This is a genomic window from Acinetobacter sp. S-1 (assembly GCF_059579785.1).
Genome location: NZ_CM184207.1, coordinates 2532587 through 2547519 on the forward strand (window position 1 = coordinate 2532587; position 14933 = coordinate 2547519).

General features: G+C 41.3%; 14 protein-coding genes and 2 pseudogenes. 13 read left to right on the forward strand and 3 right to left on the reverse strand.

Annotation, left to right across the window (positions count from 1 at the left end; genetic code table 11):
* The first annotated feature begins 153 nt into the window (after positions 1-153).
* Positions 154-354, forward strand: a complete 201-nt coding sequence (locus AC52J8_RS12095; RefSeq protein ID WP_001985155.1) for a heavy-metal-associated domain-containing protein — start codon at positions 154-156, stop codon at positions 352-354.
* Between the two features lie 57 nt (positions 355-411).
* On the opposite strand, the gene mobR is transcribed toward AC52J8_RS12095, so the two are convergent.
* The gene (gene mobR, locus AC52J8_RS12100) at positions 412-2082 is read right to left on the reverse strand and encodes a phenol degradation transcriptional regulator MobR (protein WP_086400086.1); all 1671 of its coding nucleotides are present in this window, start codon (positions 2080-2082) and stop codon (positions 412-414) included.
* Positions 2083-2451: 369 nt separating this feature from the next.
* Here mobR and AC52J8_RS12105 point away from each other — a divergent pair, with 369 nt between their 5' ends.
* The 7 genes from AC52J8_RS12105 to AC52J8_RS12135 all read left to right on the forward strand — a co-directional run bounded on the left by AC52J8_RS12105 (position 2452) and on the right by AC52J8_RS12135 (position 8174).
* Positions 2452-2739, forward strand: coding sequence for a phenol hydroxylase subunit (locus AC52J8_RS12105; RefSeq protein ID WP_000193471.1), 288 nt, complete (start codon positions 2452-2454; stop codon positions 2737-2739).
* Positions 2740-2760: 21 nt separating this feature from the next.
* The gene (locus AC52J8_RS12110; RefSeq protein WP_086400088.1) at positions 2761-3759 is read left to right on the forward strand and encodes an aromatic/alkene monooxygenase hydroxylase subunit beta; all 999 of its coding nucleotides are present in this window, start codon (positions 2761-2763) and stop codon (positions 3757-3759) included.
* A gap of 11 nt (positions 3760-3770) precedes the next feature.
* The gene (locus tag AC52J8_RS12115) at positions 3771-4037 is read left to right on the forward strand and encodes an MmoB/DmpM family protein (RefSeq protein WP_000049450.1); all 267 of its coding nucleotides are present in this window, start codon (positions 3771-3773) and stop codon (positions 4035-4037) included.
* Positions 4038-4082: 45 nt separating this feature from the next.
* The gene (locus AC52J8_RS12120) at positions 4083-5609 is read left to right on the forward strand and encodes an aromatic/alkene/methane monooxygenase hydroxylase/oxygenase subunit alpha (RefSeq protein WP_086400089.1); all 1527 of its coding nucleotides are present in this window, start codon (positions 4083-4085) and stop codon (positions 5607-5609) included.
* 59 nt (positions 5610-5668) lie between these two features.
* On the forward strand, positions 5669-6031 hold the full coding sequence (locus tag AC52J8_RS12125) for a phenol hydroxylase subunit P4 (RefSeq protein ID WP_032055522.1): 363 nt from the start codon (positions 5669-5671) through the stop codon (positions 6029-6031).
* A 14-nt stretch (positions 6032-6045) separates the two neighbouring features.
* Entirely contained in the window at positions 6046-7107 is a 1062-nt protein-coding gene (locus tag AC52J8_RS12130; protein ID WP_069030557.1) for an NADH:ubiquinone reductase (Na(+)-transporting) subunit F, read from the forward strand.
* A 185-nt stretch (positions 7108-7292) separates the two neighbouring features.
* Entirely contained in the window at positions 7293-8174 is an 882-nt protein-coding gene (locus AC52J8_RS12135) for a SphA family protein (RefSeq protein ID WP_086400090.1), read from the forward strand.
* A 49-nt stretch (positions 8175-8223) separates the two neighbouring features.
* Here AC52J8_RS12135 and AC52J8_RS12140 read toward each other — a convergent pair whose 3' ends face one another.
* Together AC52J8_RS12140 and AC52J8_RS12145 are read right to left on the reverse strand one after the other, a co-directional pair.
* Positions 8224-9183, reverse strand: a complete 960-nt coding sequence (locus AC52J8_RS12140; protein ID WP_017386346.1) for a LysR family transcriptional regulator — start codon at positions 9181-9183, stop codon at positions 8224-8226.
* 44 nt (positions 9184-9227) lie between these two features.
* Positions 9228-9339: pseudogene (locus tag AC52J8_RS12145) on the reverse strand (hypothetical protein).
* A 122-nt stretch (positions 9340-9461) separates the two neighbouring features.
* Between AC52J8_RS12145 and benA the strand changes: the two are divergent.
* The 5 genes and pseudogenes from benA (at position 9462) to benE (ending at position 14487) form a co-directional block, all read left to right on the forward strand.
* Positions 9462-10844, forward strand: a complete 1383-nt coding sequence (benA, locus tag AC52J8_RS12150; protein ID WP_002119889.1) for a benzoate 1,2-dioxygenase large subunit — start codon at positions 9462-9464, stop codon at positions 10842-10844.
* Positions 10841-11360, forward strand: a pseudogene (gene benB / locus AC52J8_RS12155) (benzoate 1,2-dioxygenase small subunit). Before benA ends, benB begins: the two are co-directional and overlap by 4 nt.
* A 52-nt stretch (positions 11361-11412) precedes the next feature.
* Positions 11413-12429 (forward strand): benzoate 1,2-dioxygenase electron transfer component BenC, encoded by a 1017-nt coding sequence (benC, locus tag AC52J8_RS12160; RefSeq protein ID WP_086400092.1) that lies wholly within the window; start codon positions 11413-11415, stop codon positions 12427-12429.
* Positions 12430-12450: 21 nt separating this feature from the next.
* Positions 12451-13236, forward strand: a complete 786-nt coding sequence (locus AC52J8_RS12165) for a 1,6-dihydroxycyclohexa-2,4-diene-1-carboxylate dehydrogenase (RefSeq protein WP_086400093.1) — start codon at positions 12451-12453, stop codon at positions 13234-13236.
* Between the two features lie 57 nt (positions 13237-13293).
* The gene (gene benE, locus AC52J8_RS12170; protein WP_086400094.1) at positions 13294-14487 is read left to right on the forward strand and encodes a benzoate/H(+) symporter BenE; all 1194 of its coding nucleotides are present in this window, start codon (positions 13294-13296) and stop codon (positions 14485-14487) included.
* The last annotated feature ends 446 nt before the right edge of the window (positions 14488-14933 follow it).

The following is a 14933-nucleotide window of genomic DNA, read 5'->3' on the forward strand; positions in this document are numbered from 1 at the left end:
AAATCTGCAAAATTTAATATTCTGTATTGAGCATACAGATTCCCATCATGGGAAGGTCAAGCATATTTTTTTAAAAATTTGGTCTTGACCTTACAATCATGACAAGGTTTAGACTCAGTGTTATCCAAACAAACATCTCATTCTTGATGGAGTATGAATATGAAACTACTTATTGAAAATATGACTTGTGGTGGCTGCGCACGTGGTGTGACTGCAACGATTCAAGATGTCGATCCAAATGCAAAAGTAGATGTAGACTTAGCGACCAAAATCGTGACTGTTGAAAGCAGTGAAAGTGTCGATAAAATTACCGAAGCACTTGAAGAAGATGGTTTCCCAGCGAAAGTGCAATAGTCGATAAGGCCTAACGTTTAAAGTTAGGCCTTTATTTTTGAGCTTGTTGATATTGACTCAAAGCTGAAATTTTTTAATTCGATAATCCAGTGCTGCCCGAGTTAGCCCCAATAAACGTGCCGCTTCAGACACATTATGATTTGCCTTTTTTAAAGCCGTTAAAATTAACTGCTTCTCGTGTTCTTCTAAATTAAACGCTGCCTGCAACAATTGCTCAAAGTCGGTTTCAACAACTACAGCCTGCTCTGGTTCATGCTTGATCTGTGGGAAAATGGCATTTAACTTAATCAGTTGCTGATCATCCGTTAATAAAACAGCCCTTTCTAATAAATTTTCCAACTCACGAATATTTCCCGGCCATTCATATTGCTGCATAAAAACTTTGGTCTTTTCACTTACACCCTGAATGGTTTTGCCGTACATTTTTTCAAAGCGACGAAGAAAGTGTTCAACCAATAAAGGAATATCTTCACGGCGCTCTCGCAAAGGCGGGATCTGTACTGGGAAAATATTTAAGCGATAATATAAATCTGCCCGAAATCGCCCTGTTTTTACAGCCTGCTCAAGATCTTCATTGGTTGCTGTAATTACACGGACATCTAAAATACGTGTCTGTGAATCTCCGACTCGCTCAAATTCACCTTCCTGCAAAATGCGTAATAGTGCTGCTTGTGCACGAGGAGAAAGCTCAATCACTTCATCTAAAAAAATCGTACCACCATTGGCTCGTTCAAACTTCCCCAAGCGAGATTGATGCGCTCCTGTATAAGCACCTTTTTCTACCCCGAATAATTCAGACTCAATTAACTCTGGTGGAATCGCTGCACAGTTTACTGCAATAAAAGGTTGGTCTTTTCTTTGGCTATTTGCATGAACTCCTCGAGCAAAAGCTTCTTTACCAACGCCGGTTTCACCTTGTAGCAAAATAGAAACTTTCGAACCTGCTGCTTTTGTTAATAATGCACAGACCTGTTTATAAGATGCTGACTTACCCACAGAACTAAATAATTGGTAATCGGCTTCACTGTCGCTATAAATTGATTTTTTAAGTTCAAAAAGTTCAGCCTGCAACGCAATCAGTTCTTTTTCCATAGGTTCGGGAGACATGAACTGAATCAGTTCATCAGCATTTTCCCACTCTTCTAAAGGCTTACCAATAATACGGCAATGCTCATCGCCGCAAGCTTTACACTCTATTTCTTGATAAATAATGGTCATGCCCGTCGCAAAACTACTGTAGCCGCACGCATAACCCAGAAGCATCCAGCACGCAGGTTCATCACTTGGGCCAAAATGCTCTAAATGCACATCGGCTTCAAAAGAATTGAGCCAATTTAAATCGGCATAAAACTGTTTTTTATCGTGGCTTAAATTGAGCTGGTTGGCCTGTACTTGCACCATTCCACGAATGGCGTGCATTTGTGGACCCGCCATAAAAGCATCGTGTTCATTTAAATCGGGACGCATTTTTGTAGTAACTTCTGCATCTTTTAACCCAGCTTGATAACCTAAACGAATAAAAAAACGCTTGGTCCGTTCAAGCCCAATCATGTGCGCTAAGTCTTTACGCAAATATCCCATAATGCTGGTGTGTAAAAGCAGCATCCGATATTCATCAAACCAGATTTGGCCGTGGGCAGTATCAAAGTGCAATTTAGACAGCAAATCGTGAATTTCTTGCGGATGATCTGCGTATCGTCCTGTTGTATCGTATTTTACTCGAGCCATGAGTGATCTGTTTTAATCCATTAAACACATTTGGGTTTTATCTCATCTTATCGAAGAACCAGATAAATGTCCTAGTATCTTAAAGACATAACTTCATACTAAAAAAGTATTTCTAAATCTCTCCATTTAAAGCCTCAAACAATCTAAAAAGAAATTTTTACGACCCTATTCATCAAATCATGAATATCTCTATTTCACCATTCAAAAAAATTCATGAAATGGTGAATTTAAAAAATTCCTCATTTTCCATAAAAATCTTAATTAATTGTTTTTAATAATAAAAATAAAGTTGGCATAGCTTTTGTAAAGCTTATAGCGAGAGCAAGGAGCATTCATCAATTTCAAGACCATGTCTTGATGGAGTACAGCATGACGCAACCTCAAGTCGAAGCATTAACCAAATATATTCGGGTCACTGGCGACTTAAACGCAGAGTTTATCGAATTCGATTTTGCCATTCACGATCCAAGTCTATTTGTGGAACTGGTTTTGCCTAAACATGCATTTAATGATTTTTGTAAGACCAATCAAGTGGTTGAAATGACCCAAGAGCAGCAAGCTTTTAACGATGCTCAGGAAGAAAAATGGCGCTATGGCACTGAAGCAACCTTAGTCGGCACGCAACGTAATAGCAACGATCACGATGATCAAATGTAAAAAATATAAGGAGATAAAGCCATGACTTTAGAAATCAAAACGTCAAATGTCGAACCTATCCGCCAGAACTACGCCTATATCGAAAGACGATTTGGTAGTAAGCCAGCTACTCGATATCAAGAAGTAAGTTTCGATGTACAGGCAGAAACTAACTTTCACTATCGTCCTTTGTGGAAACCTGAAAAGACTTTAAATGACAAAACCCATACTACCCTGCAAATGCAAGATTGGTATGCATTCAAAGATCCACGTCAATTCTATTATGGAACTTATGTTCAGCACCGTGCGCGTTTACAAGACACTGCCGAAAGTAATTTTGCTTTTTTCGAAAAACGTCAGCTTGCAGAACATTTGTCTGATGAAGTCAAAGCTAAGGTCATTGAGTGCCTATTGCCATTTCGCCACGTTGAACAAACTGCAAACTTACACATGATGTCTGGCAGTGCCTATGGTTATGGCACCGTGCTTACCCAAGCTTGTATTTATGCCGCGATGGATCGTTTAGGAATTGCGCAGTACATCTCGCGTATTGGCTTAGCTTTAGATGGCAACAGCGGCGACTCACTACAGCAGGCAAAACAGGCTTGGATGCAACATCCTGCATGGCAAGGCTTACGCCGTCTGTGTGAAGAAAGCCTCACCGAGCAAGACTACTTCAAACTTTTCTTATTACAAAATCTTGTGATTGACTGCTTTGTGACAGAGCTCGTCTATCAACAGTTTGATCAGTGGTTAGTCACTCAAAATGCTCGCGACTTAGCCATGCTGACTGAATTTATGAAAGACACTTTAGGTGATTTACGTAAGTGGTCAGATACCGTCATTAAAACTGCGGCAGCAGAATCCGATCATAACAAACAGCTATTAAATGAATGGTTCACTGAGTCTCTAGCTCAAGTGAAAGCAGCCTTTACACCTTGGGCAACAGCAGCCTTAACAGCAGAGGCAATTGATCAAGCAGAACAAGCCGTTATTGAACGTGCAAAAAAACTCGGCCTACAACCACTTACAAATGCTTAAGGAGAAGCAACATGTCTAAAGTCTATCTCGCGTTACAAGACAACGATACTTCACGCTACATCCTCGAAGCGATTGAAGAAGATAACCCTGAAGCTTCAATTCAGTATTTACCCGCCATGATCCGAATTGAAAGTGAAACTGATTTGGTGATTAAAGCCGAAACCGTATCTGAAAAACTAGGCCAAGATTGGGACATCCAATCATTACAACTCAACATGATTACGCTGGGCGGCAACGTCGAAGAAGATGACGATACTTTCCGCCTTCATTGGAATTAATCACAACATAGACGTTGTTTAACAAAGATTTAAGGATGATCAATCATGACAACTCAAACGAAAGAAACCAGCAAAAAATTAAATGCGAAAGATCGTTACCGTGCATTAACCCGTGATCTGGACTGGGACTTTTCCTATGCTGACCGTAAAGATGCCTTCCCTTATGAAGAGTTTGAAGGCATCAAAATTACGGACTGGTCTAAATGGGAAGATCCATTCCGTTTAACTATGGATGCTTACTGGAAATATCAGGCAGAAAAAGAGAAAAAACTTTATGCCATTTTTGATGCGTTTGCTCAAAACAACGGTCAGATGAATGTCAGTAATGAACGCTACTTAAATGCGATCAAACTCTTTTTAACGGCGGTGACTCCACTTGAATATCAAGCTTATCAAGGTTATGCCCATGTAGGCCGCCAGTTTAGTGGAATTGGAGCACGTATTGCTTCTCAGATGCAGTCGATTGATGAGCTGCGTCATGTACAGACCCAAATTCATGCCATGAGCCATTACAACAAGTTCTTTGATGGTTTTCAGGACTGGGCGCATATGCATGACCGCGTTTGGTATTTGTCTGTGCCTAAATCATTTTTTGAAGATGCCCGTTCTGCTGGCCCTTTCGAGTTTTTATTAGCGATTAGTTTTGCTTTTGAATATGTACTTACCAACTTGCTGTTTGTTCCGTTTATGTCTGGAGCAGCTTATAACGGCGATATGGCAACCGTAACCTTTGGTTTTAGTGCACAGTCAGATGAAGCGCGCCACATGACGCTTGGTCTGGAAATCGTAAAATTCTTGCTCGAACAACATGAAGACAACGTGCCGATTGTGCAGGAATGGATTGATAAATGGTTCTGGCGTGGGACGCGTTTGCTTTCAATTGTGGGCATGATGATGGATTACATGCTGCCAAACAAAGTGATGTCGTGGAAAGAAGCTTGGGAAGTTTATTTTGAACAGGCAGGCGGTGCGCTATTTAAAGATTTAAGCCGTTATGGCATCCGTATGCCGAAATATAGCGATGTTATTGTGAAAGAAAAAGAGCATGTCTCACATCAGGCATGGTGGATTTTCTATAACTTTGGTCATGCTGCCGGTTTCCATACATGGATTCCAACCGACGAAGAAATGGATTGGTTATCGGCTAAATATCCAGACACTTTCGATAAATACTACCGTCCAAAATGGGAGTTGGCTCGCCAAATGGAAGCCGAAGGTAAACGCTTCTATAGCGCAGGTTTACCACAGCTTTGTCAGGTTTGTCAGATTCCAATGACCTTTACCGAAATGGGCGATGACCCGACTCAGTTCAGTTATCGCCATACCATTTACCAAGGCGAACGCTACCACACCTGTTCAGATGGCTGTCATGACATTTTCGAACGCGAGCCTGAGAAATATATACAAGCATGGTTACCTGTAAATCAAATTTTGCAAGGCAACTGTGGTGGCGGTGACCTCGAAACCATGCTCCGCGATTATTACCGCATGAATGTTGGTGCTGACAATCTAGATATTGAAGGTTCTCCAGACCAACAGCGCTGGAAAAAATGGAAAGGCAACGCAGCTTAAGCACAAGGAATTGTTCAGGCAGTCATCAAGCTGCCTGATAGGAAATAAGGAGATTGAACATGACTGTTCGCGCAATACACAACAACTATCAATTTGAACCGCTTGATCTACAAAAAAATTATGGCGATCAATTCTTACTTTACGTGGGTTGGGATCATCACACCCTTTTTTGCTCGGCACATGCCATGCTTGCCTCCCCTCAACAAACTTTTGGACAGTTGATTGAGCAACAAATTACAGGTGGTTTTGCCCAACATCCAGATTTTGCCAAAATTGATTGGTCAAAAGTGCAATACACCTTAGATGGTCAAACAATCGAACCAGAGAGTACAAAAACTTTGGCAGAGCTTGGTTTTGGACATAAGTCATTACTTCGTTTCGTTACGCCAGAGTTAAATGGCTATAACGACAGCTACGTTTAATTCGGAGGTGTGTCATGAGTTATCAAGTCACCATTGAACCGATCGGAACAACGATTGAAGTAGAAGAAGACCAAACCATTTTAGATGCCGCTTTACGTCAAGGCGTTTGGTTACCCTTTGCCTGTGGTCATGGCACTTGCGGGACATGTAAGGTTCAAGTCACCGACGGTTTTTATGATGTCGGTGAAGCCTCGCCATTTGCACTCATGGATATTGAACGTGATGAAAATAAGGTGCTTGCCTGCTGCTGTAAACCACAATCCGATATGGTCATTGAAGCCGATGTTGATGAAGATCCAGATTTCTTAGGTCATTTGGTTCAAGACTATCAAGCGACCGTAATTGAAATAAAAGACTTATCGCCAACCATTAAAGGAATCCGACTACAACTAGATCGGCCAATCGAATTCCAAGCTGGCCAATATATCAATGTCCAGTTCCCAAACATTGAAGGAACTCGAGCGTTTTCAATTGCCAATTCACCAAGTGAAGTGGGTATTGTTGAGCTGCATATTCGTAAAGTTGAAAGCGGTGCAGCGACGACTTATGTGCATGAACAACTTGCCACGGGCGATCAGCTTGATATTTCAGGCCCTTATGGTCAATTTTTCGTACGCAAGTCAGATGATCAAAATGCCATTTTCATTGCGGGTGGTTCAGGTCTTTCAAGTCCACAATCGATGATTCTAGATTTACTTGAGTCTGGAGATAGTCGCACGATTTACCTCTTCCAAGGAGCACGAGACTTGGCAGAGCTATACAACCGAGAATTATTTGAACAACTCGTAAAAGACTATCCGAACTTCCGTTATATCCCTGCCCTGAATGCACCAAAACCAGAAGACCAATGGACTGGATTTACCGGATTTGTACATGAGGCTGTTGCCGATTACTTTGAAAATCGATGTGGTGGACACAAAGCGTATTTGTGCGGCCCACCAATCATGATCGACTCGGCAATTTCAACTCTCATGCAAAGTCGCTTATTCGAAAGGGACATTCACACTGAACGCTTCTTAAGTGCAGCCGATGGTGCTGCCGGACAATCGCGTTCAGCTTTATTCAAACATATTTAAAGATAAACCTTTAAGCACTCCGCTTTTTCAAATGAGCTTTGTATTTGTAATTTAGAAAGCAAATACAAGGCTCACAGGAGTTCTGCATTCAAAATTTACAGGTTAAACAGACTCAAATTTTTAAAGACCGTTAAGGAATAACGTTTTTTCAGTAAAAAGCGAAACAACACAGAATAGGACATTCTATGAATAACAAAATTGCTGCAATCATATGTGGTGTAATCAGCACCCTTTACCTTCCTTATGCATTTGCGACAGAAAATGGCTCGGACTCTTTTGCTTTAGGTGCCGAAGGTATGATGGCGGGTGCCCTACCACCTGCAGGGGTCTACTTACTTAGTTATTATCAGAATTATCACGCATCAGAGTTTCAAAATGGTCCCGATCAGTTCCATGTTGATGTCAACGCCGTGGTTCCGCGGTTGGTCTGGATGACCGATCAAAAAATTATGGATGGACAACTCGGTTTTTATGTAGCCCAGCCATTGGTTGATCTAAGACTAAAAGTAAATGGAATGGCTGACTCAAACCAAGGTCTCGGAGACTTGATTTTGGGTGGTATGCTCGGCTGGCATCAAGGAAATCATCACTGGATTGCAGCCCTCGAAACGGTACTTGGGACAGGTGAATACGACACTCCAAGTACGACACATCCAGTTGAAGCCAATCTCGGGAAAAACTATCACACCATTCGACCGATTATTGCCTATAGTTATGCCAACGCGGCAGGCTTAGATCTTTCTACGAAACTGTCTTATAGCTGGAATACGCGTAACGACGCAACCGACTATAAGTCTGGACAATACATTGCGGGTGACTATAGCTTAGGTTATCGCATTAACCCCAAACTCAAAGTTGCAGTTGAAGGCTATGCTTTTAAACAAACTACAGATGACAAAGTAAACGGAAGTGACATTGGGTTTAAAGGACAAGCTTTTGCAATTGGTCCAGGCATTCAATATGCCGATAAAAACTGGTCTATTGAAGCCAAATTTTTAAAAGAAACCGAAGTCGAATATCGTCCCGAAGGCCATACCAGCTGGCTAAAACTAATTTGGGCTTTCTAGAACACATCAACGCATAGCTTCAGCTTTTGAGGCTATGCACTTCCGTTATTTAAAAGTCGATACCGTTTGAATCATCAATCGGGTTCTGATCTAGTGTAAAAACCGTCCGTTGATAAGGTATCCCTTCTAAGTCATAAACCTGATAAATACAATCAAACAGTGACTGTAAATCTTCACTTCTGTCCATTGCCCGTGCTGTAATAAAAATTGGACTGACCGCACCGTTATCTAAAATCGGAATATAGTTTAAGTGTGGAAATCGAATGGTATCGGCACTTGCCGGAATAATACAGATCCCTTCTCCCGCTGCCACTAAGCCCAAAGCCAGTTGAATTTCTCGTATCTCATGCATATTTTTTGGAACCAAACTATGTTCGGCAAAAATATTCAAAAGCTGAGTTGAAAAATTAGGCTTTGGTGAAGTGGGATACATAAACATCTTTTCATCAATGAGATCGGCCAGATATACCCCTTCCGTACGCTGTGCAATGGGATGACTCGTATGCGCAGCAACCACCAAACGCTCTTTACGTAAAAGAATTCGTCTAACAGCAGGATCACTAATTCTTAAACGTCCAAAACCGACATCAATACGTCCTTCTTTTAATGCCTGTAGCTGTTCAGTCGTACTTAACTCCATGAGCTGAATATTCAAATGGGGTTGCTGCTGACGAAATAAATAAATGATTCGCGGCAGTAAACCATAGAGTAAAGACCCAACAAAACCAATGGTCATACTTCTTTCGATGAGACCAATACGCTTGGTCATACTTTTTATTTCTTCAGCATTCGACAAAAGTTTAACGGCGTGCTGATAAAAGAAATGCCCTGCTTGTGTGGTTTGTAAAGGACGGCTTCCTCGCTCAAACAGTTGAATGCCAAGCTCGCTTTCCAGATTTTGAATCTGTCGACTCAAAGGTGGTTGAGCAATAAATAGTTTTTCGGCTGCCTTTGTAAAGCTCTGCTCTTCAACAACCGCCACAAAATACCGTAAATGTCTTAGTTCCATAAGGTTTCCATACCTTTAAGATATAAAAAAATGCAAATTCAGTCTTAGACACAGTTTAACCATTCTTTTAAGGTATATACAAGCAACAAACCGATGAAGTGATGAATTGCTTTGTGAACAAGCCTTCTTGCCAATCTTCCAGTTATTCATCTTCATCAATTCACGGTTAAACCCAGCGCACTCATGCGCTTCATTGACAATATTAGGATATCAAGACCTTGTAGATCGTAGCTAAGGCCTTGGTGACTTCCACACTTTTGGAAAGTCGGAGAACGGACATGCCACGTATTCCTGTAATCAATACTAGCCATCTTGACCGTATTGATGAATTACTTGTCGATAACATCGATACAGGTGAGTTTAAACTTCATCGCTCAGTGTTTACTGACGAAGCTCTTTTTGACCTCGAAATGAAATATATCTTCGAAGGCAATTGGGTTTACTTAGCACACGAAAGCCAAATTCCAAACAATAATGACTACTACACCACTTACATTGGTCGTCAGCCTGTCATTATTGCCCGCAACCGTAACGGTGAATTGAATGCCATGATCAATGCGTGTTCACACCGCGGAGCACAACTTTGCCGTTACAAACGTGGTAATAAAGCAACGTATACTTGCCCTTTCCACGGCTGGACGTTTAACAACTCAGGTAAATTGCTCAAGGTTAAAGATCCAAGTGAAGCAGGCTATTCTGACTGTTTTAACCAAGATGGTTCACACGACCTTAAAAAAGTGGCTCGTTTTGAGAGTTACAAAGGTTTCTTATTTGGTAGCTTAAATCCTGACGTTCCTTCACTTGAAGAATTCTTGGGTGAAACCACCAAAATCATCGACATGATTGTTGATCAGTCTGAACATGGTTTGGAAGTTTTACGTGGTTCATCTACCTATACATACGAAGGTAACTGGAAACTCACCGCTGAAAATGGTGCCGATGGTTATCACGTTTCTGCTGTGCACTGGAACTACGCAGCAACAACTCAGCACCGTAAAGAAACTCAAGCTGCCGACAATATCCGTGCGATGAGTGCAGGTTCTTGGGGTAAACAAGGCGGTGGCTCCTATGGCTTTGAAAATGGCCACATGTTGCTTTGGACACAATGGGCAAACCCAGAAGACCGTCCAAACTTCCCGAAAGCAGATGAATACACCGAAAAATACGGTGAAGCGATGTCGAAATGGATGATCGAGCGCTCACGTAACTTGTGTCTCTATCCAAACGTTTATTTGATGGATCAGTTCGGTTCGCAAATTCGTGTACTTCGCCCACTTTCGGTTAATCGAACTGAAGTCACCATTTACTGTATCGCGCCTAAAGGCGAAGCACCCGAAGCTCGCGCACGTCGTATCCGCCAATATGAAGATTTCTTTAATGCTTCAGGCATGGCAACACCAGACGATTTAGAAGAGTTCCGTGCTTGTCAGGCAGGCTACGCAGGTATTGCCCTTGAATGGAATGACATGTGTCGTGGTTCAAAACACTGGATTTATGGACCAGACGATGCAGCGAATGAAATCGGTTTAAAACCCATGTTAAGTGGGATAAAAACTGAAGATGAGGGACTTTATCTTGCCCAACATCAATATTGGTTACACACCATGAAACATGCGATTGCATCAGAGAAAGAAATTGCTGATCAGGGAGAAACAGCATGAGTGCTCAAGACAAAGCAACTTTAGAAAATATTGCTCAGTTTCTCTATCGTGAAGCTCGTTTTTTAGATGATGAACAATGGGATGACTGGCTTGAATGTTACGCACCGGAAGCTTCTTTCTGGATGCCAGCTTGGGACGACGACGATAGATTAACTGAAGATCCACAATCTGAAATTTCACTTATTTATTATCCAGACCGTCAAGGTTTAGAAGATCGTGTGTTCCGTATTAAAACTGAACGCTCATCGGCAACCATGCCAGACACACGCACAAGCCACAATATTGCCAACGTTGAAGTTGTTGAGCGCGATGGCGACAAAGTTACTGTTCGCTTTAACTGGAATACCTTGAGTTTCCGTTACAAGACAAATTACAGCTATTTCGGTATGTCACGTTATGTGATCGATTTTTCAGGTGATCAACCAAAAATCTTGAGCAAGTATGTCGTTTTGAAAAATGACTACATCAATCAAGTCATTGATATCTACCACCTTTAAGACATACCCCCTCAGTTAAACGGACTGTTGGCTGAGGGTAAAAGTTTCAAATATTTTGTAGGATACATGCCATGTCAAACCACAATGTTGCACTTCAATTTGAAGATGGTGTTACACGTTTCATTAACGTAGCTCAAGGCGAAACCCTATCTGACGCAGCCTATCGCCAAAAAATTAATATTCCTTTGGATTGCCGTGATGGTGCATGTGGAACTTGCCGCGCATTTTGCGAATCCGGTAGTTATGACATGCCAGAAGAAACCTATATTGAAGATGCATTAACCCCTGAAGAAGCTGAGCAAGGCTATATTCTTGCTTGCCAATGTCGCCCAACTTCCGATGCGGTATTCCAAATTCAAGCCTCATCAGATGTCTGTAAAACAGAAATTCATAGTTTCCAAGGTACTTTAGCCCGCGTTGAAAACTTATCAGACTCAACCATCACATTTGATATTCAACTTGATGAAGGCCAACCGGATATTCATTTCCTTGCAGGTCAGTATGTGAATGTTGCAATTCCAGAAACCGGCGAAACCCGTTCATATTCATTTAGCTCAAAACCGGGTAATCGTTTAACTGGTTTTGTGGTACGTAATGTACCAAATGGCAAAATGAGTGAATTCTTAAGTAAGAATGCCAAAACTGGCGACAAAATGACTTTTACCGGTCCATTCGGTAGCTTCTATTTACGTAATGTAGCTCGTCCAGTGTTGATGCTTGCAGGCGGTACTGGCATTGCCCCATTTATGTCGATGTTACAAGTGCTTGAAGAAAAAGGTTCTGAACAGCCTGTTCGCTTGGTTTTTGGTGTCACCAATGACTTTGATTTGGTTGCTCTAGAAAAACTCAATGAGTTGCAGGCGAAATTCCCATGGTTTGAATACCGCACTGTAGTTGCAAGCCCTGAGAGTAACCATGAACGCAAAGGCTATGTCACTGGTCATATTGAAAGTGAATGGTTAAACGGTGGCGACGTCGATGTTTATCTATGTGGCCCAGTACCGATGGTAGAGGCTGTACGTGGTTGGTTAGAAACTGAAAATATCAAACCAGCAAACTTCTTGTTTGAAAAATTCTCTGCAAACTAACTTAAGGTGGAGAAATTATCTATGTCAAATCGTCAAAGATTTACCGATAAAGTTGTGATTGTTACGGGTAGTGCCCAAGGTATTGGTCGCGGCGTGGCATTACAAGTCGCGGCTGAGGGCGGACAAGTCATCATGGCTGACCGCTCTGAATATGTTCAAGAGGTTCTCACAGAAATTCAGTGTACAGGTGGTGATGCTGTCACGGTTAATGCTGACCTAGAAACCTATGCAGGCGCGCAAGCAGTTGTTGCAAAAGCCATTGAACATTATGGTCGGGTAGATATCCTGATTAATAATGTGGGTGGCGCGATCTGGATGAAACCTTTTGAAGAGTTTTCCGAAGAAGAAATCATTAAGGAAGTCAATCGCTCATTGTTTCCAACGTTATGGTGCTGCCGCGCTGTGCTACCCGCCATGATTAAGCAACAAGCGGGTGTTATTGTAAATGTCTCTTCAATTGCAACCCGTGGTATTAACCGTATTCCCTACTCTGCATCTAAAGGTGGTGTAAATGCTTTAACGGCATCGCTTGCTTTTGAACATGCGAAAGACGGAATTCGAGTCAATGCTGTTGCGACGGGTGGAACCGAAGCGCCACCTCGTAAAGTGCCACGTAACGCCAACCCGTTAAGTCAAAATGAAAAAGACTGGATGCAGCAAGTGGTTGATCAAACAATAGATCGAACATTTATGGGCCGTTATGGCACAATTCAAGAACAAGTCAATGCAATTTTATTTCTTGCATCAGACGAAGCATCATATATGACTGGCTCGGTTATTTCAGTCGGAGGTGGAGATCAGGGTTAACCCTGATCTTTTTGCATGATTGGGTAAATAACATGATTTGCATGGAGGCAATCACACATGGCAACCCTGTTAAAGACATTAAAAAATGACTGGTCCATATCAGCAACAGTTGCTGGCTTTCTTGCGGTTTTAATTTCTTACTCAGGCCCACTGATTATTTTTTTCCAAGCTGCTCAGCGTGCCCATGTATCCACCGACATGATAGTGTCATGGATTTGGGGAATCTCAATTGGTGCTGCCGTTTCAGGTATTTATCTTTCGATTAAATATAAAACGCCTGTCATAACCGCGTGGTCCGCACCAGGCACTGCCCTGTTAGTTACCTTATTTCCAAACGTCTCGTTGAATGAAGCGGTAGCCGCCTATATTACTTCTGCCATCGTTATTTTTTTAATTGGCGTTACAGGTTACTTCGACAAGTTACTTAAATGGATTCCGCAAGACGTCGCTGCGGGCATGATGGCTGGTATTCTTTTTCAATTTGGTATTGGCCTATTTACCGCATCTGATAGCATGCCTTTTATTGTTTTTAGCATGCTCATTGTCTTTTTAATTGCCAAGCGTTTAATGCCACGCTACACCATGATTTGGGTGTTAGCTGCTGGAGTTTTATTAAGCCTCATTTTAGGCAAAATGAACCCAGTTGATGTGAGTTTTAGTTTAGCGATCCCGCAGTGGATTAGCCCAGAATGGACATGGAACTCAACACTGAACCTCGCTGTCCCTCTCATTTTAGTCAGTCTAACTGGTCAGTTTTTACCAGGTATGGCGATTATGAAACTCAGCGGTTACGACACCCCAGCCAAACCCATTATTACTGTCACCAGTATTGCTTCTTTAGCCGTTGCCTGTGTCGGCGGTATTACCATTGTGCTTGCCTCAATTACCGCAGCTTTATGTATGGGCAAAGATGCACATGAACTGAAAGAAAAACGCTATATCGCAGGAATCGCCAACGGAATTTTTTATATTTTAGGTGGCTTATTTGCTGGCAGTATTGTCATGCTATTTAGCTTACTTCCTAAAGAGTTGGTTGCAGCACTGGCAGGTTTAGCTTTGTTAGGTGCCATTGCCACCAATATTTCTGTTGCCATGAAAAATGACAATCAACGTGATGCTGCACTTATTACCTTTTTAGCGACAGCATCAGGCATGCATTTCCTTGGATTAAGCTCAGTTTTTTGGGGCATTTGTATTGGTGTAATCGCCCATTTCATTCTCACACCACGCTCAACGCCAGCCACAAATTAATTTTTTATCTAAGCGCTCCCACTAAAATAAAGCCTCAATCGTCACATCAGGATGCAAATAATTTGCTAATTCTGATTTGTCGATTTTTTATTGAATATAGAGTAAATTTCATTTTCAAGATGAATCTTTAAAACAATTAAATAATAGAATTTAGTATTTTGTTTTTATATTTTCACTTCAATTTATAATATAAATTTAGCGATATTTTCAAGCGTGATTCTCATCAATAAAATCTATAAAAAAGTATCTATAAAACCCTTAAAATTCTCACTATACAATATTTAACCCTATTTTAAACACAACAAAAACCCTCACAAAGTCAATAAAACAAATTATATTTTTCAATTACTTGTATTAATTTAAGCACAATACCTTAAAGACATAAAGATATATCAATTAGGTTTTTGACTCTAATCCAATAACAAAATAGTTTATTTAAAAATAAC